The organism is Streptomyces sp. NPDC086989, assembly GCF_044745505.1.
GTDB lineage: Bacteria > Actinomycetota > Actinomycetes > Streptomycetales > Streptomycetaceae > Streptomyces.
Genome location: NZ_JBIVAL010000014.1, coordinates 245,510 through 262,421 on the forward strand (window position 1 = coordinate 245,510; position 16,912 = coordinate 262,421).

The window sequence follows — 16,912 nt, forward strand, 5'->3', positions numbered from 1 at the left end:
GCGGGTGTGGCTGGGCAGAACGTACGGCGTCCGGCTCCGTCACCCCGTCACCGAGGGAGAACGCATGGCCATCGCCCACCGCAGGATCGGCACCGGTCCCGTCCGGGTCATCGTGCTGCACGACTGGTTCGGCACCTCCGCCAACTGGGGTTCCGTCCTGGACTACTTCGACCCCGAGGGGTTCTCGTACGCCTTCCTCGACTACCGCGGCTACGGCGACCGCAGGGACGTCGCCGGCCGCTACACCCTTGCCGAGATCGCGGACGACGTCCTCGCGCTCGCGGACGAGATCGGCTGGGACACCTTCTCCCTCATGGGGCACTCCATGGGCGGCAAGGCGATCCAGCAGGTCCTCGTCCGGGCCCCCGAGCGGATCGAGAAGCTGATCGGGATCAACCCGGTCCCCGCCGCGCCGTACGAGATGGACGACGCGACCGACGCCCTCTTCCACGGCGCCGCCGCCAGTGCCGGCAACCGGCGGACCATCCTCGACCTGGTCACCGGCCACCGCGCGAGCCGGCACTGGCTGGACCGGATGGTCGCGCACTCCCTGGACGTCTCCCGCCCGGAGGCCTTCGCCGCGTACCTCGCGAGCTGGGCGCCGCTGGACCTGTCCGCCGCCGTGAAGGGCAGTACGGTCCCGGTGCTGGTCCTCGTCGGGGAGCACGACCTCGCCCTGACCCCGGAGGTGATGCGCGCCACGTGGCAGGTCTCGTACCCCGACTGCCGCGTCCACCCCGTCCCCGGCGCGGGCCACTACCCGCCGCACGAGACCCCGGTCGCCTTCGTCGCGGCGGTGGAGTCGTTCCTGCGGGGCTAGCCGGTGAGCGGGTGCCCGGACGCGAAAAACCCCCGGGGTACGAGGAGACCTCGTACCCCGGGGGATCAGGGTGAGTGACGGGACTTGAACCCGCGGCCACCTGGACCACAACCAGGTGCTCTACCAACTGAGCTACACCCACCACGAAGGGCGGTGGGCCGCCCGTCGATGTGCACGCACAGCATATCTGATCAGGAGGGTGGTCCCGCCACGCGTTATCCGGCCGCGGCGTGGGCCGCGGCCGCCGCCGCCAACGCCCTCACGACCGGGTGGGGGCGCGTTCCGTCCCCGGCCAGCTCGGGCTGGAACAGCGTGGCCAGGAAGAAGGGGTGTCCCGGCAGCTCCGCGATCCGTGCCTGCCCGTCCTCGTCGTGGCCCGACAGCCGCAGCCCGTGCGCGGTGAGCACCGGCAGGTACCGCGGCTCGGGCCCGTAGCTGCAGTGGTAGCGCTCCAGGGACCGCTCCGCGCCGAGGACGGACTCGGCGAGCGATCCGGGCTCGGCCCGTACGAGGCCCTCGTGGCCGACCAGCGAGCAGGCGAGCGGGGAGATCAGCAGCTCCCCGGCCCCCGGGTCGTTCTCGGCGTGCGCGACACCGGCCAGTCCGCAGACCGAGCGCGCGTACTCCAGCAGTGCGTGCTGGAAGCCGCCGCAGGTCCCGAGGAACGGGATGCCCTCCTCCCGCGCGACGCGGATCGCGGCGAGCGCGCCGGCCTCGCTGGCGTACGGGCTGCCGGGCAGCATCCAGACGGCGTCGAACCGGGCCAGTGCCCCGGAGGCGGCCTCGGCCACGGCGTCGCCGGTGGGGATCCAGTACGCGTCGAGGACGAGCCCGTCGCGGGAGGCGAGGGAGTCGAGGAGGAGCGGGATCCGGGTGTGCGACTTCACGTGCGGGGAGCGGTCGCCGACGAGGGCGATCCGTGCGGTCCGTGCGCCCTGCGTGGTCCGTGCGCTCTGAGGGGCCTGTGTCGTGGTCATGCCGATCATCGTGCGACCCCGACCCGGTGCAGCGCCAACGATTGTTCCTGCACGCTCGATAAGCAGAGCTGATCACTGCCTCGGTGCCTCACCGCCTCAGCGTCTCCGCGCCTCAGTGCTTCAGCGCGGCCTTGGTGGCCACGAGGACCAGTCCGAGGACGAGGTTGACGACCCCCTCGGTGGCCAGCTGGCCGCGGGTGGCCCCGGCGCGGGCGGCGCCGAGGCACGCCCAGACGACCTGCTGCGTCACCGCCACGCCCATGGCGAGCCAGGCCGTCGCCACGTAGTCCAGCCCGAGGGCGGCGCTGAGGGCGACGGCGGCCGCGGGCAGGGCGGCGGCCTCGACGATGGGCCACTCGTGCACGGCGACGCGGCGGATCTCGCGCCGGCTCCAGGGCTCCCCGACCAGCCGCTCCCCGGCCAGCTGGGCGTACACGTGCGTGGCCCAGAACACCAGCCCCGTGACGATCAGGAGGACGATGAGCCGGAGCCGCGGGTACTCGCCGGCCGTACCGGCGGTGGCCACCACGGACGTGGCGAGGAGGGAGCCGTACACGGCCCCGGCGGAGTCGGTCCGGGACCTGCGCCGCGGCCTGCCGTCGGCTGCGGACGGACCACTGGGGATGCTCACCCACCCACGATAGGGAGCCCGTGCCCCGCCCCCGCCGAAGCCACGCCCGGCCGGCCGCCGCAGCGGCCACCGCACCGGGGGCCGGGTCCCGGTGCGGTGGGAGGGTGGGGGGATGGATCCGCACCTGCTTCGCACCTTCGTCGCCGTCGCCCGGCTGGCCTCCTTCTCCGGAGCCGCGCGGGAACTCGGGTACACCCAGTCCGCCGTGTCCCAGCACATCGCCGCCCTCGAAGGGGACCTGCGCACCGAGCTCCTCACCCGGCGGCCCGTCGAACCGACCCCGGCCGGCGCGCGGCTGCTGGAGCACGCCGTGCCCCTGCTGCTGCGGCTCGACGCGGCCCGCGCCGACGTACTGCGGCTGGCCGCCGCGCCGCCCGGACGGGTCACCCTCGCCGTGTCCCCGCTCGCCGTCGGGCCGCGGCTGCTCGCCGCGCTGCCGGCCACCGGGGTCACGCTGCGGGTGCTGCCGCCGGCCGAGGTCCCGGCCGCCGTCGCCACCGGCGGCTGCGACCTCGGGCTCGTCGACGGCCTCGCCGCGCCCAGTGACCCGCTGCGGCTGCCCGACGTGGCCCCGCTGACCGTCACCGGCGTCGGCGAGGACCGGCTCGCCGTGCTGCTCCCGGACGGCCACCCCTTCCACGGCCGCGCCTCGCTGCGGCTGGACGACCTGGCCGACGCCCGCTGGATCGACGCCCCCGGCGTGGCCCCTGCGCCCGCCGCCGTCCGCACCGCCCCGGCCCTGCGCTACGACGGCACCGACCTGCACGCCCTGTGCGCCCTGGCCGCCGCCGGGCACGGGCTGGTCCTGCTGCCCCGCCGGGTGGCCGCCGCCGCCGTACCGGTGTCCGACCCGCGCCTGGTGCACCGGACGGAACTCCTCGCGCCGGGCGCCCCGACCCCGCCCGCCGCGGCCCTCGCCGCCCGGCTCGCCGCGGCCGGGTAACCGCTCGCGCGCGGCCCGGCCCGGCGGCAGGATCGCACCATGGACCTCGCACCCGACTCCCCCGAGCCGTTCACGCACGCCGACTACGCCGCCCGGATGGCCGCCGCCGCACAGAGCGCCGCCGACGCCGGACTGGCGGGCCTGCTCATCGCCCCCGGGCCCGACCTCGCCCACCTCACCGGGTACCGGCCGGCGGACACCGAGCGGCTGACCCTGCTGGTGCTCGCCGCCGGGCAGGACCCCGTCCTCGTCGTGCCCGCCCTCGAAGCCCCCGATGCGGCCGAGGCCCCCGGGGCGCCCGCGCTGACCCTGCGCGACTGGGCCGACGGGGGGAACCCGTACGGTGTCGCCGCGCCGCTCCTCGACACGGCCGGCCGGTTCGGGGTCAGCGACAACACCTGGGCCCTGCATCTGCTCGGCCTCCAGCGGGAGTTGCCGGGTACCTCGTACGCCCCGCTCACCGACGTCCTGCCGATGCTCCGCGCGGTCAAGGACCGACGGGAGCTGGAGCGGCTCGCGGCGGCCGGCGCGGCCGCCGACGCGGCGTACGAGCGGATCCTCCAGGTGCCCTTCGCCGGACGCCGGGAGAGCGACATCGCCGCCGACCTGGCCGCACTGCTGCGCGAACACGGCCACTCCCAGGTGGACTTCACCGTCGTCGGCTCGGGCCCCAACGGGGCCAACCCGCACCACGAGGCCGGCGAACGGACCATCGGGCACGGCGACATGGTGGTCCTCGACTTCGGCGGCCTCAAGCACGGCTACGGCTCCGACATCTCGCGCACCGTGCACGTGGGCGAGCCGGGCGCCGAGGAGCAGCGCGTCCACGACATCGTCCGGGAGGCGCAGCGGGCCGCCTCCGCGGCCGTCCGCCCGGGCATCGCCTGCCAGGACGTGGACCGGGCGGCCCGCGCGGTGATCACCGAGTTCGGCTACGGCGACCGGTTCATCCACCGCACCGGCCACGGCATCGGCGTGACCACCCACGAGCCCCCGTACATGGTCGAGGGCGAGGAGCAGCCGCTGGTCCCCGGGATGTGCTTCTCCGTGGAGCCGGGCATCTACCTGCCCGGCCGCTTCGGGGTGCGCATCGAGGACATCGTGACGGTCACCGAGGACGGCGGCCGCAGCCTCAACAACGCCCCGCGCGAGCTGGCCGTCGTGGAGTGAGCGCCTGATCCGGACGACGCCGCGTCCGCCGTCCGCCGGCCGGCCGGCTCCACCGGAGCGGTCCGCCGTCGGCCAAGGGCTGCGCGGCGGGCCGAACGCACGCCGTCACGGCCCCAGCAGTACGGCCGATTCGGCCGGCACGTGGACGCGGCCGTCGGCGCCCGGATGCTCGACCGGCTCCCAGGCGGCCAGGACCCGCACCCCGTTGCGGCCGAGCGCGATGGTCACCGGCTCGGCGGACAGGTTCACGGCCACCCGTACGTCGCCCCGCCGGAAGGTCAGCCAGCGGCGCTCCTCGTCGAACGCGACGCGGACCGCCGCCAGGTCCGGATCGCGCAGGTCCGGGAGCGTGCGCCGGAGCGTGACCAGCGTCCGGTACCAGGCCAGCAGCCGGTCGTGCGGGGCGCGCTCCGGCTCCGTCCAGTCCAGGCAGGAGCGCTCGCGGGTGGCGGGGTCCTGCGGGTCCGGGATCTCTTCGGCCTTCCAGCCGTGGGCCGCGAACTCCCGGCGCCGGCCGCTGCGCACCGCCTCGGCGAGCTCGGGGTCCGGGTGGTCGGTGAAGTACTGCCAGGGCGTGCCCGCGGCCCACTCCTCGCCCATGAACAGCATCGGCACGAACGGCCCGGTCAGCGCCAGCGCCGCGCCGCACGCGAGCAGTCCGGGGGAGAGCGAGCCGGCGAGCCGGTCACCGAGGGCCCGGTTGCCGATCTGGTCGTGGGTCTGCGTGTAGCCGACGAAGCGGTGCGCGGGGGTCCGGCGCCGGTCCACCGGGCGGCCGTGGCTGCGGCCCCGGAACGAGGACCAGGTCCCGTCGTGGAAGAACGCCCGCGTCAGTGTCTTGGCGAGCGCGGCCAGCGGCGCCTCGGCGAAATCGGCGTAGTAGGCCTGGGACTCGCCCGTCAGCGCACAGTGCAGCGCATGGTGGAAGTCGTCGTTCCACTGGGCGTGCAGACCCAGGCCGCCGGCGCCGCGCGGGGTCGTGGTGCGCGGGTCGCACCGGTCGGACTCGGCGATCAGGAACAGCGGCCGGCCGGTCTCGGCGGCGAGCGCGTCCACGGCCGCGGACAGCTCCTCCAGGAAGGTCAGCGCCCGTTCGTCGGCGAGCGCGTGCACGGCGTCCAGGCGCAGCCCGTCGATCCGGTAGTCCCGCAGCCAGGCGAGGGCACTGCCCAGCAGGTACGCGCGCACCTCGTCGGAGCCGGCGGCGTCCAGGTTGACCGCCGCGCCCCAGGGGGTGTGGTGGGTCTCCGTGAAGTACGGGCCGAAGACCGGCAGGTGGTTGCCCGACGGGCCGAGGTGGTTGTGGACCACGTCCAGCACCACCCCCAGGCCGGCCTCGTGCGCGGCGTCCACGAAGCGGGCCAGCCCGGCCGGTCCCCCGTACGGCTCGTGCACCGCCCAGGGCGCGATCCCGTCGTACCCCCAGCCGTGCCGGCCGGGGAACGGGCAGACCGGCATCAGCTCCACGTGCGTGACGCCGAGCGCGGTCAGGTGCCCGAGGCGGGCCGCGGCCGCGTCGAAGGTGCCCTCGGGGGTGAAGGTGCCGATGTGCAGCTCGTAGAGGACCGCGTCCTGGAGCCGGACCCCGGGCGGCGCCGCCTGCGGGGCGATCGGCTCGAAATCCACCACTGCCGAAAGGCCTTCGGCTCCGTCCGGCAGCCGCCGCCCGCGCGGGTCGGGGCGGACCGCCTCCGGTCCGGGCGCCACGCCCAGCAGGAACCCGTACCGGTCACCGTCGGCCGCCGGGGCCTGCACGACCCACCAGCCGGGCCGGTCCGGATCGCCTCCCATCTCGTACGTCTCGTCCCGCAGCCGCAGCGCGACCCGGTCTGTCAGCGGTGCCCACACCTCGAACTGCACGGACGGTTCCCCTCGTCTCCGCGGTACCCGGATCGTGTGCCGGACCCATCATCGCGTGGACGGCCGGAGGAGTTCTGGACACTCCGGCCCTGACGGGCCGACAATCACCCTGTGACGTCGAGTTTCGAGTTCCCCGCCTTCCCGGTTCCGCGCCTGTCCGACGCCGAGCGCGACCGGGCGCTGACCCAGCTCCGCGAGGGTGCCGCCCTCGGGAAGCTGTCCCACGACACGTTCCTGCGCCGGATGGAACTCGCCCTCGTCGCCCGCCGCTCCGAGGACCTCGCGGTCCTGACCGCCGACCTGGAGGGCCGTGGCGGCGAAGGCCCGTGGACCCGTCGCGTCTTCGCCTGGGTGGGCCGGGCCTCCGCCGTGTCCGCCGGGCTCCGGCGGGCCTGGACCGCCGAGCGGCTGCCGAAGCTGCTGCTGCCGCACCCCAGCGCCCGGGCCCTGCGGATCGGCCGCGACCCCGGGAACGGGCTGCGCCTCACCGACGAGACGGTCTCCCGGGTGCACGCCGAGCTCGGCATGCGCGACGGCGTGTGGGTGCTCACGGACCTCGGCTCCTCCAACGGCACCACGGTCAACGGACGCCGGGTGACCGGCTCGGTCGCGGTCCGCGACGGCGACCAGATCGGTTTCGGCCGGATGAACTTCCGGCTCTCCTCCCACTAAGCGCTGCCCTCCGGATCGCGGCCGCGCCGATGATGGTGCCCATGGAAGCCGAGAACCCCAGGGAACACCCGCCCGTGCCCGCGCGCCGCGCGGGCACCGTACGCCCCGCGCGGCCCGAGGACCTGCCCCGTCTGGTCGAACTCGTCCACGAGCACGTCGCGTACGAGAAGGCCGCACCCCGGCCCGCCGGCCTGGCCGACCGGCTCGGGCCGCACCTGTTCGCCCCGGACGCCCGGCTGTGGGTGCTGCTGGCCGAGGCCCCGGACGGGACGGTCGCCGGATACGCCGCCTGCTCGGCCGAGTTCGCGTTCTGGGACGCGCGCCACTACCTCCACATGGACTGCCTCTACCTGGCCGAGGAGGCCCGCGGCCACGGCCTCGGCGCCGCCCTGATGGAAGGCGTGGCCGGCCTCGCGCGCGAGCTGGGCATCGACCAGGTCCAGTGGCAGACCCCGGACTGGAACGAGGGCGCCGTCCGCTTCTACGACCGGCTCGGCGCCACCGGTGCGCACAAGCGCCGCTACACCCTCGCCGTACCGGCCGGACAACCCGGGGAGGCTAGGCATTGACCGCCCCGGCGGTCCCGGCCGTTCCCGCCGCCACGAGCCGCTCGTAGGCCGCCAGGACCGTACGGGACTGGTGCTCGACCTGGGTGGCCACCGGGATCCGCCGGGCCTGGAACCGGGCGGCGAACTCCTCGCACCAGCCGGTGACCAGCCGGTCCAGCCCGGGGGCGGCCGGGTGGCCCTGGGAGCGGAGGACCCGCAGCAGCATCGCGGCGGCGCGCAGCGACAGGCGCCGCCCGAAGGCGTCGATGCTGGCGATGGCGGCCGCCGTGGCCTCGGCGGGTGCCCCGGCGCCGGTCCACTCGACGGCGATCCGGGGGATCAGGGCGAGCGTCCAGTCGACGGCGCGCAGCAGGGCGGCCGCTTCGGGGTCCGCCGCTGCGGGGTCCGCCCCAACCGTACCCGCGTCCCGCCCCGCACCCGCCCGTACATCACCCGGTCCGGTGTCCGGCCGCCCCGGCACCTCGCCCACCCGGTCCCGTACGCGGGCCACGAGCGCGGCGTCCGCCGTGAGCCGCCCGGCCAGCAGGCGCAGCGCGCCGCGCGGGTCCGGATGCGGAGCGGGGTCGTCCACCAGGTCCGAGGCCCACATGGGGACTTCGACGATGGCCGTGGTGCCGGCGTAGCGGTGGGCGTGGTACCAGGTGCTGAGCCGGGTGTCCTCGGGGTGGAACGCCCCGGGGGCATCCGCCCCGCGCCGCGGCATCACGAAGATCCCGGGCCCCGGGGAGGGCCAGCCGGCCGCGTCCGAGGCTCCGGTCTCGACCGGGATGCGCAGATCGACGGCCGATGCGGCGAAGGGTTCGGCGAGTCCCGGTATGTCGCGGGTGAGCTGCACCCAGGTCCCGCCGAGGTCGGTGCCGTGCAGGGAGACCTGGAGGACGGGCCGCAGTTCGTCGATGAGGGCGGTCAGGGCCAGCGTCTCGGGCGGCAGCCGGTCCGGAGGCAGTAAAGACGGCGCCCACTCGGGCTGTTCGGGGCCCGGCGGCCGGAAGAAGTTGCGGTGGTAGTCGAGCAGGGAGGCGGGGCGGGGCGTGCGGTGCAGGGCCGCCCCGTCCGGGTCGGCGCACAGCAGGAAGTGCCAGCCGCGGCCGGCCGGGATCGCCGGGTCGTGCAGGACGCGCCGGGCGAGGTCGAGCGCGGTGGCACCGCCGACGGGCTCGTTGGCGTGGGCCCCGGCCACCACCAGCACGCCCGCGCCGAGCGGGCGTCCGCCCGGCTCGACGGAGAGCAGCCACAGGGGCCGGCCGCCGCGGGAGGTGCCGGCCCGGCGGAGCCGGGCGTGGCCGGGGTGCTCATCCACCAGCGTGCGGGCGGCCAGCGCCAGTTCGGACGGAGTGGGGTAGCGCATGTCACGGAGGAGGTTCACGTCTGATGCAATGCCCGCCGTGCACGCCCCCTACTGCTCCGCGCGCCCCACACTTTCCCGAAAACCCCTGGCCAACGCCTTGCCCCGAGGCCGCCGCCACGGGACGGGCTACTGCTGGTGGAGGCCGCGGCCGGCCAGGGACAGGAAGGCCTCGCCCACCGCTTCCGATGGGCGTGCGGCACCGCCGGCTTCACCCCGCGCACCGTCCTGCGCACCGAGCACACCTCGACGGCCGTGCGCATGGCCGCCGCCGGCGTCGGCATCGGCGTGGCCCCGGCCCACTCGGTCCGGGGCCCCCTCGGCGAGGGCTGCGTGCTGCTCTCCCCCGACCCGCCGTGGCACCGGCCCCTCGCCGTGTTCTCGCGGGTTCCGCTGGCCGGTGCCGCAGCCGCCTTCGCCGGGCTACTCGCGGGCCCCGCCGCCGTCGCGCAGCAGGAGCGCGACCGGGCGGGCCGCCAGCAGTTCCGCGAGCCGGACCTCGCCCTCGTAGGCGGCCCCCGGGTCCAGGGGGGCGGTCCACCGCCCTGGCGGGAGGGGCAGGGCGGTGTCCCGCCACCCCCCGGCACCGGCCAGCCGGTGCGAGAGGCGGGTGGCCGCCGCGACGAGCCCGGCCGGGCGGGCGAAGGCCAGGCAGTGCTCCGCGGCCGGGCCCCGGGCCGACAGGGGGGTGTACCCGGTGAACAGCGCGGGCCGGTCCCGGCGAAGCCGCAGCAGGGTGGCCGTCAGCGCGAGCTTCTCCTCCGCCTGCCCCCGCGCCGCGGCCCCGGCGTCCAGCCGGGCCAGGATCTCGCGGGGGAACCGCGCCGGGCGCCGGTTGTCCGGGTCGACCAGGGCCCGGTACTCCGTCTCGGCGCCCTGGTAGACCTCCGGGACGCCGGGCATCGCCAGGTGCAGCAGCGTCATGCCGAGCAGGTTGGCCCGGGCCGCCGCGGCCAGTTCCGCAGGCTCGGCGAGCTCCTCCGGGTCCGGTACGTACCCCGCGACGGTCGCCTCGTACGCGGGGTCCTGGTCGGTCCAGCTGGTGTGCAGGGCCGCCTCTCGGACGCCCTTGAGGAGCGCCTGTGCGAGGCGCTCGGCGCGCTCGGGCGCCTCCCCGAGGCCGAACGCGGTCTGCCGTGCCACCCAGGCCAGCTGGGGATCGGCCCCGGGCGGGCGGCCCATCACCGCGGGGGTCTGGGAGAGCGCGGAGATCCGGGCCCGGACGTCCGCGCTGCGCTTGGTGTCGTGCGTGGAGAGCACCGTCCCGGAGGCGGGCCAGTCCCGGTCGAGTTCGGCGCAGTACGCGTGGAACTCCGCCGGGGACAGCGCCGGCCGTCCCGGGTCGCCGCCGACCTCGGCGGCCGACAGCAGCGGGGCGTGCCGGTAGAAGGCGCGGTCCTCCAGCGATTTGGCCCGCAGCGCCGCCGAGGTCTGGGCGAAGCGCGCCGCGAAGGCCGGATCGCGCAGCACGAGGTCCCGTACGCCGGCCACCGCGCCCGGACCGGCCGGCGCGGCGGCCTCCGCCAGGGCCTGCGGGGAGAGCCCCGGCTCGCCGGGGTACGGCCGGTAGACCGGATAGGCGATCAGCAGCTCCCGCACGCCTGCGGCGAGTCCGGGACCGGCGGCCCGTTCCAGGGCGGCGAGCTCGGCGGCGAGATCGCCGGTCAGCACCTCCCGCGCGCACGCCCGGGCCGTCTCCTCCCAGCCGGCGGACCCCGTGAACCGCGCGTACCGGCGGGCCAGATCGGCGGCGCCCGCCGGGTCGGTGAACACCCCGTCCACCCGCAGCAGCGCGTCGTACCCGGTGGTCCCCGCCACCGGCCAGCGCGGCGGAAGCCGTTCCTGGCGGGCCAGGATCTTCTCCACCACCACCCAGCACCCCTCGCCGACGGCCGCGCGCAGCCGCCGCAGGTAGCCCTCCGGGTCCGCCAGCCCGTCCACGTGGTCGATCCGCAGCCCGTCGGCGACCCCGTCCCGCACCAGCTCCAGCACCTTCGCGTGCGTCGCCGCGAAGACCTCCTGGTCCTCCACCCGGACCCCGATCAGATCCGAGATGGTGAAGAACCGGCGGTAGTTGAGATCGGTACGGGCGTCACGCCACCAGGCCGGCCGGTACCACTGCGCCGCCAGCAGCTCCGGCATCGCCAGCCCCACGGTGCCCGCGCGCAGCGGGAACTCCAGCCGGCCGTGGCGCAGCACGCCGTAGTCCGGGTCGGCCGTGAATGCGCCGGGCTCGGGCGGCCCGGGGAGCACCGGCAGCAGCACCTGGCCGCCGCCCGCCGTCCAGTCGATGTCGAACCAGCGCGCGTACGGGGAGGCCGGCCCGTCCCGCAGGACCTCCCACAGGGGCCGGTTCAGCCGCAGCGGCGACGGCACCGCCATGTGGTTCGGCACGATGTCCAGCACCAGGCCGAGCCCGTGGGCGCGGGCGGCCGCGGCCAGCGCCCGCAGTCCCGCCTCGCCGCCGAGCTCTGTGCGGACCCGGGAGTGGTCGGTGACGTCGTACCCGTGCGCCGAGCCGGGCACCGCCTCCAGGACGGGCGAGAGGTGCAGGTGCGAGACGCCGAGGGAGGCGAGGTACGGTACGGCCGCTTCGGCCGCCGCGAAGGGGAACTCGGGCCGCAGTTGGAGCCGGTACGTCGAGGTCGGGGCGCAGGGCCGCGGGGCCGTGGATGGCGCCGGGGTGACGACTGCCGGAACAGCAGATTCCATTCGGGTGCGTGCGTACGGCTGGCTCATGAGAACGTACGTACCCACCTTGCCGGATTCCGTGCCATGACCCAATGCATCCGGGTGACTGCGTCGCGTTAGCGTTGATCGAGTGGCCGGAACCGTCAACACCTATCGAAGAGTCATCGCCCTGACCGGGCCCCTCCTCCCGCTCCTCTCCTTCCTCGCGCGACTCCCCGTCGCCATGTCCCAGTTCGGCAGCGTCCTGCTGGTCGCCGAGACCAGCGGCTCCCTCGCCACCGCCGGCATCGTCGGCGGCACCCTGTCCGCCGGACAGGTGGTCTTCGGGCCCGTCCTGGGCCGGCTCGCCGACCGCCACGGGCAGCGGCCCGTGGTTCTGGCCGCCGCCGCGGTCAACGCAGTCGCCACCGGCGCCCTGGTCGCCGGGGCCCTCACGGGCCTCGCCACCGCCCCGCTCGCCGCGATCGGAGCCGTCACCGGGGCCTCCGTACCGCTGATCGGGCCGCTCGCCCGGACCCGCTCCGTGGCCCTCGCCCACCGGGCCGGGACCGACGAGGGCGTGGTGGGCGCCGTGCACTCCCTCGAAGGCACCCTGGACGAGGTCTCCTTCGTCTTCGGACCGGCGCTCGTCGGGCTCGCCGCGCTCGCCCTGCACCCCGCGGTCGCCCTCGGCGGCGCCGCCGCCCTCGTCGCCGTCTTCGGCAGCGCCTTCGCCCTGCACCCGACCGCCGCCGTCACGGCCGGGACGGGAGCACCGCAGCGCACCCCGCGGGGTGAGCGCGGGACGGCCGGCGCCGGCCGCCGGGCCCGGCACCCGCGCGTCGTGTACGCGGTACGGGGCTCCCTGTTCCTCCAGGGCGCCATGTTCGGCGCCTGCCAGGCCGGAATCGCCGCCCTCACCGCTCGTTTGGGCGTCCCCGGCCAGGCGGGCATCGTGTACGCGGCCATGGGTGTCGTCAGCGCCGCCGTGGGCCTCGGCCTCGGCGCGCTGCCCGCCCGGTTCGGGCTGCGGCAGCGCTGGCGCGCGGCCACCGGCGCCGCGCTGGTGCTCTCCGTACCGCTGCTCTTCACCGACGGCCTGTGGCCGCTGTACGCGGTCGTCACGGTGCTCGGAGCCGCCTACGCCCCGCACCTGATCACCGCGTTCGCCCTCACCGAGCGGGCCGTGCAGCCGGCCCGGCTCGCCGAGTCGACGGCCTTCGCCGCCAGCTCGCTCGTGGCCGGGCAGGCCGCCGCGCTCGCCGCCTCCGGACGGCTCGCCGAGTGGTACGGGCCCGCCGGGGCCTTCGCCGTCGCCGTCGGGGCGGCCGCGGCGGCCCTGCTGCTGGCGCTGGCGACCCGGGTGCCGGCCGCCCGGGCGCACCCCGCCGCGCCACGGGCCTTCATCCCGGCGCAGCAGACCGCCTCCCCGGACCTGACCGGCAGCCCGCCGGCCCCGCCGGGCCCGCCCGGCGCTTCGGGCCCGTCCTACGCCGGGCGCTGAAGCACCACCAGACACCGTCCCGTCAGCGCCACCCGGTCCCCGGCCGCGTACTGCGGTCCGGTGCCGGGTGGCAGTACGTCCGGCCGCGCCGTGTCCACGACGAGCCGCCACTGCGCCCCGTGCCCGGCCGGGATCGTGAAGTCCTGCGGATCGGCGCCCGCGTTGAACATCAGCAGGAACGAGTCGTCGGTGATCCGCTCGCCGCGCGAGCCAGGCTCGGAGATCGCCTCCCCGTTGAGGAACACCGTCAGTGAGCGCGCGTGCTGCGCCTGCCAGTCGCGGGCCCGCATCGGCTCCCCGTGCGGGGTGAACCAGGCGATGTCGGAGAGCTCGTCGTTGGTGCCCTCCACCGGCCGGCCGTGGAAGAAACGGCGCCGCCGGAAGACCGGATGGTCGCGGCGCAGCCACACCATCCGCCGGGTGAACTCCAGCAGCGAGGGGGCCGGTTTGCCCGGCTCCGGCCAGTTCACCCACGACAGCTCGTTGTCCTGGCAGTAGGCGTTGTTGTTGCCGCCCTGCGAGCGGGCGAACTCGTCGCCGTGGCTGAGCATGGGCACGCCCTGCGAGAGCATCAGCGTGGCCGTGAAGTTGCGCATCTGGCGCTGGCGCAGCTCCTGGATCTCCGGGTCCTCCGTCGGCCCCTCGGCCCCGCAGTTCCAGGACCGGTTGTGGGTCTCGCCGTCCCGGTTCCCCTCGCGGTTGGCCTCGTTGTGCTTCTCGTTGTACGAGACGAGGTCGTGCAGGGTGAAACCGTCGTGGCAGGTGGTGAAGTTGATGGAGGCCAGCGGGCGGCGTCCGTCGTCCTGGTAGAGGTCCGAGGAGCCGGTCAGGCGCCCCGCGAACTCCGCCAGCGTCCGTGGCTGCCCGCGCCACAGGTCCCGTACCGTGTCGCGGTACTTGCCGTTCCACTCCGTCCACAGCGGCGGGAAGTTCCCCACCTGGTAGCCGCCCTCGCCCAGGTCCCAGGGCTCCGCGATCAGCTTCACCTGGCTCACCACCGGATCCTGCTGGACCAGGTCGAAGAACGAGGACAGCCGGTCCACCTCGTGGAACTGCCGGGCGAGCGTGGCGGCGAGGTCGAAGCGGAACCCGTCCACATGCATCTCGGTCACCCAGTAGCGCAGCGAGTCCATGATCAGCTGGAGCACGTGCGGGGACCGCATGAGCAGCGAGTTCCCGGTCCCCGTGGTGTCCATGTAGTGCCGGGGATCGTCGGTGAGGCGGTAGTACGAGGCGTTGTCCAGCCCGCGGAAGGACAGCGTCGGGCCCAGATGGTTGCCCTCGGCGGTGTGGTTGTAGACCACGTCGAGGATGACCTCGATCCCGGCCTCGTGCAGGGCCCGCACCGCCGACTTGAACTCCAGCACCTGCTGTCCGCGGTCACCGGAGGCGTAGCCGTTGTGCGGGGCGAAGAACCCGATCGTGTTGTAGCCCCAGTAGTTGCTCAGCCCGTCGTCGACCAGCCGGTGGTCATTCACGTACTGGTGTACGGGCATCAGCTCCAGCGCCGTCACCCCGAGCTTGGTCAGGTGCCCGATGACCGCCGGATGGGCCAGTGCCCCGTACGTTCCGCGCAGCTCCTCGGGCAGATCGGGATGGCGCATGGTCAGCCCCTTGACGTGCGCCTCGTACAGCACGGTGTGGTGGTACTCGTGGCGCGGCGGGCGGTCGTTGGCCCAGTCGAAGTATGGATTCACCACGACCGAACTCATCGTGTGCGGCGCCGAGTCGAGGTCGTTGCGCGAATCGGGCCGGCCGAAGTGGTAGCCGTACACCTCCTCGCCCCAGTCGACGCTCCCGGCGATGGCCCGCGCGTACGGGTCCAGCAGCAGCTTCGCCGCGTTGCAGCGCAGCCCGCGCTCCGGCTCGTACGGCCCGTGCACGCGGAAGCCGTAGCGCTGCCCGGGCATCACTCCGGGCAGGTAGGCGTGCCGCACGAAGGCGTCCGTCTCGCGCAGTTCGACGGCCGTCTCCGAGCCGTCGTCGTGGAGCAGACACAGTTCGATGCGTCGGGCGGCCTCGGAGTAGACCGCGAAATTGGTGCCGGCGCCGTCGTACGTGGCGCCGAGCGGATACGCCTGTCCCGGCCAGACCTGCATGGATACGACTCTTCCCCTCGGTGTCGCGTTGCTGTTCGGTGCTGATCCGGCGTGGACCACGTCTCTGCCAGATCTTCCCCGAAAGTGGGCCCGCACGCGGGGACTTGGGATGCTCCTACCGGGTGACCCGGAGAGCTGATATGCGGGTCAGCGGACTATGCGGGCATCCGATAATGGGTCAACGGACCACCGGTGTAAGGGCCATCGGGCTGCACCGGGCGCCGAGCTCGGAGTACCCTTCCGTGATCACTTGGAGACGGGCGTCCAGACGCAGAAGGCGGTGCACGGGTGAGCTCGGGAGGTCTGGAGCTGCCCCCTGGTGACAGCGGTCACGAGGGCGGCCCGGCGGACGCCCCAGGAGGTGCACCCGGTGGTGCGCCCGGCGGGGTCTCCGGCGGGGTGTCGGGCGGAGCACCCGCGGGGGTGCCGGCCGGGGCGGTGTCACTGGCCCCGCCGCCGGCCGGGAGCGTGGGCGCCGGCGCCGGCGCCGAACTGGACTGGGGCGCGGACGCGTGGAGCGAGGTCCGCACCCGCGCGCAGCGGGCCGGCCGTGCCTACATCTGGCTGAACCTGATCGAACAGCGGCTGCGCGCCGTCGTCGGCGCGGTGCTGCGGCCGATCTACGAGCCGGTGCACGGAGGGGACGACTGGGTCGTCGCGGCCGCCGGGCCCGCCGGGCAGGAGTGGGTGCAGCGCGCCGTCGCGGTCCGCGAGGTCAGCCGGCGCAAGGGCTACCTGCTGGACCCGGCCGACGACAACGTGCTGAGCTTCCTGACGCTCCCGCAGCTGCGGGAGCTCATGGTCCAGCACTGGCCGTGCTTCGAGCCGTACTTCGACGACCGCCGGGAGATCGAGCTCGCGCTCGACGAGCTGGAGGTCACCCGGAACGTCGTCTCCCGCAACCGCGCCCTGTCGCGGGCGGTGCTGGAGCAGGCGGAGCGCGCCTCGGCCCGGCTGCTGGAGGTGCTGGGCGGCGGCTCGGGATCCCCGGCCGCGGACCGGCTGCCGATCGACGCCGTCGAGGACCTGGTCGGCGACCGGTACGCGGACGTCATCTCGGTCCACCCGGACCGGGTGAGGCTGCAGCGCCAGCTCCCGGCGGAGGACCTGTTCGGCGGGGCCCGGCGGCTCGACGCCATCGGCATAGGGCTCAACCTGCTGGTGCAGAACTTCTCGGGCCGAAGACTCGTGCGGCTCACGGAGGCCGGTTGCCGGGTCCGGCTGCTGTTCCTGAACCCGGCCAGCAGCGCCGTCAAGCGGCGCGAGCGCGAGCTCGGCCTGCGCAAGGGCGAGCTGAGCCGCTCGGTGGAGATGAACATCCTGCACGTGCGCCGGGTGCGGGCGGGGCTGCGGGACCCCTCGCGGTTCGAGATCCACGTCTTCGACGAGACCCCCCGCTTCACCGCCTACCTGGTGGAGGGGGAGTCCTCGGGCATCGCGGTCGTGCAGTCGTACCTGCGCCGGGCGCGCGGCATGGAGGCGCCGGTGCTGGTCCTGCGGGGCGGCGGTACCCGCGGCTCCTCGCGGGACACGGAGCACGGGCTGTTCCCGACGTACCGTGAGGAATTCGAGTCGATCTGGCAGGACTCCCGCCCGGTGTCATGACTGTCAGTGCCCCGTGGCAGGCTGAAAGTCGTTGACCGAAGGTGTAC

At 75.0% G+C, this 16,912-nt stretch carries 13 protein-coding genes, 1 tRNA gene and 1 pseudogene; 8 read left to right on the forward strand and 7 right to left on the reverse strand.

Annotated elements, in window-relative coordinates:
* The first annotated feature begins 64 nt into the window (after window positions 1-64).
* Entirely contained in the window at window positions 65-820 is a 756-nt protein-coding gene (locus ACIPK4_RS30480) for an alpha/beta fold hydrolase (RefSeq protein ID WP_402318497.1), read from the forward strand.
* 69 nt (window positions 821-889) lie between these two features.
* On the opposite strand, the gene ACIPK4_RS30485 is transcribed toward ACIPK4_RS30480, so the two are convergent.
* The 3 genes from ACIPK4_RS30485 to ACIPK4_RS30495 all read right to left on the reverse strand — a co-directional run bounded on the left by ACIPK4_RS30485 (window position 890) and on the right by ACIPK4_RS30495 (window position 2,428).
* A tRNA-His gene (locus tag ACIPK4_RS30485) sits at window positions 890-962 on the reverse strand.
* A gap of 73 nt (window positions 963-1,035) precedes the next feature.
* A complete protein-coding gene (locus ACIPK4_RS30490; protein ID WP_402318499.1) occupies window positions 1,036-1,797 on the reverse strand; it encodes a hypothetical protein in 762 nt (253 codons plus the stop codon).
* Between the two features lie 112 nt (window positions 1,798-1,909).
* A complete protein-coding gene (locus tag ACIPK4_RS30495; RefSeq protein ID WP_402318501.1) occupies window positions 1,910-2,428 on the reverse strand; it encodes a hypothetical protein in 519 nt (172 codons plus the stop codon).
* 112 nt (window positions 2,429-2,540) lie between these two features.
* On the opposite strand from ACIPK4_RS30495, the gene ACIPK4_RS30500 reads away from it, so the two are divergent.
* Together ACIPK4_RS30500 and ACIPK4_RS30505 are read left to right on the forward strand one after the other, a co-directional pair.
* Window positions 2,541-3,371, forward strand: coding sequence for a LysR family transcriptional regulator (locus ACIPK4_RS30500; protein WP_402318504.1), 831 nt, complete (start codon window positions 2,541-2,543; stop codon window positions 3,369-3,371).
* A gap of 39 nt (window positions 3,372-3,410) precedes the next feature.
* Window positions 3,411-4,541, forward strand: a complete 1,131-nt coding sequence (locus ACIPK4_RS30505) for an aminopeptidase P family protein (protein WP_402318507.1) — start codon at window positions 3,411-3,413, stop codon at window positions 4,539-4,541.
* 105 nt (window positions 4,542-4,646) lie between these two features.
* Here the strand turns inward: ACIPK4_RS30505 and treZ are convergent, their stop codons facing one another.
* On the reverse strand, window positions 4,647-6,401 hold the full coding sequence (gene treZ / locus ACIPK4_RS30510; protein WP_402318510.1) for a malto-oligosyltrehalose trehalohydrolase: 1,755 nt from the start codon (window positions 6,399-6,401) through the stop codon (window positions 4,647-4,649).
* A gap of 111 nt (window positions 6,402-6,512) precedes the next feature.
* Here treZ and ACIPK4_RS30515 point away from each other — a divergent pair, with 111 nt between their 5' ends.
* Together ACIPK4_RS30515 and ACIPK4_RS30520 are read left to right on the forward strand one after the other, a co-directional pair.
* A complete protein-coding gene (locus ACIPK4_RS30515; RefSeq protein WP_376192810.1) occupies window positions 6,513-7,073 on the forward strand; it encodes a DUF1707 and FHA domain-containing protein in 561 nt (186 codons plus the stop codon).
* Window positions 7,074-7,114: 41 nt separating this feature from the next.
* Window positions 7,115-7,642: a GNAT family N-acetyltransferase gene (locus tag ACIPK4_RS30520; RefSeq protein ID WP_402318513.1), complete on the forward strand. Its 528-nt coding sequence runs from the start codon at window positions 7,115-7,117 to the stop codon at window positions 7,640-7,642.
* On the opposite strand, the gene ACIPK4_RS30525 is transcribed toward ACIPK4_RS30520, so the two are convergent.
* Window positions 7,632-9,008 carry a M14 family zinc carboxypeptidase gene (locus ACIPK4_RS30525; RefSeq protein ID WP_402318516.1) on the reverse strand — a complete coding sequence of 459 codons (1,377 nt, stop codon included), beginning with the start codon at window positions 9,006-9,008 and terminating at the stop codon, window positions 7,632-7,634. The two genes, ACIPK4_RS30520 and ACIPK4_RS30525, sit on opposite strands and share 11 nt — an antisense overlap.
* 171 nt (window positions 9,009-9,179) lie before the next feature.
* Here ACIPK4_RS30525 and ACIPK4_RS30530 point away from each other — a divergent pair.
* A pseudogene (locus ACIPK4_RS30530) lies at window positions 9,180-9,419 on the forward strand (LysR family transcriptional regulator substrate-binding protein); the annotation flags it as partial.
* Here ACIPK4_RS30530 and treY read toward each other — a convergent pair.
* Window positions 9,411-11,699: a malto-oligosyltrehalose synthase gene (gene treY, locus ACIPK4_RS30535; RefSeq protein WP_402318519.1), complete on the reverse strand. Its 2,289-nt coding sequence runs from the start codon at window positions 11,697-11,699 to the stop codon at window positions 9,411-9,413. The pseudogene ACIPK4_RS30530 and the gene treY sit on opposite strands and share 9 nt — an antisense overlap.
* Window positions 11,700-11,808: 109 nt before the next feature.
* Between treY and ACIPK4_RS30540 the strand changes: the two genes are divergently transcribed.
* Window positions 11,809-13,161 carry an MFS transporter gene (locus ACIPK4_RS30540; RefSeq protein WP_402318522.1) on the forward strand — a complete coding sequence of 451 codons (1,353 nt, stop codon included), beginning with the start codon at window positions 11,809-11,811 and terminating at the stop codon, window positions 13,159-13,161.
* Here ACIPK4_RS30540 and glgX read toward each other — a convergent pair.
* Window positions 13,146-15,260, reverse strand: a complete 2,115-nt coding sequence (gene glgX / locus ACIPK4_RS30545) for a glycogen debranching protein GlgX (RefSeq protein ID WP_054226730.1) — start codon at window positions 15,258-15,260, stop codon at window positions 13,146-13,148. The two genes, ACIPK4_RS30540 and glgX, sit on opposite strands and share 16 nt — an antisense overlap.
* A gap of 288 nt (window positions 15,261-15,548) precedes the next feature.
* Between glgX and ACIPK4_RS30550 the strand changes: the two genes are divergently transcribed.
* A complete protein-coding gene (locus ACIPK4_RS30550; protein WP_402318525.1) occupies window positions 15,549-16,865 on the forward strand; it encodes an SAV2148 family HEPN domain-containing protein in 1,317 nt (438 codons plus the stop codon).
* The last annotated feature ends 47 nt before the right edge of the window (window positions 16,866-16,912 follow it).